Source organism: Massilia sp. LMS1-1-1.1, from assembly GCF_040815535.1.
Classification (GTDB): Bacteria; Pseudomonadota; Gammaproteobacteria; order Burkholderiales; family Burkholderiaceae_D; genus Janthinobacterium; species Janthinobacterium aestuarii.
Window position 1 is genome coordinate 1 of the sequence record NZ_JBFPNG010000050.1, and the last position, 255, is coordinate 255.

Below are 255 nucleotides of genomic sequence, written 5' to 3' on the forward strand. Positions count from 1 at the left end.
TCGACCAGGGCGGCAATCGCCGCCGCGATCTTGGCTTCGCCGTCGATCTTGCTCAGGTACTGCGGGTGCGGGTTGGCCTTCGCCTCATGCGCCATGACAGCCTCGGCGGCCTTGTCGTCGGCATACTGGCGGGTGGCCAGCACCACGGACGGATCGATTTTCAGCTCGATGGCGGCCGTGCTGGCGACGATCAGCACCACGCGCACCACTTGCGTGCGGGCGCTGCCCTCGGCCATGACGGGCTTATAGCTGGGC

At 67.5% G+C, this 255-nt stretch carries 1 protein-coding gene; it reads right to left on the reverse strand.

Features of this window, described 5'->3' with window-relative positions:
* A partial coding sequence (locus MRBLMS1_RS24685; RefSeq protein ID WP_485882660.1) for a phage tail-collar fiber domain-containing protein occupies positions 1-255 on the reverse strand: 255 nt, incomplete at both ends.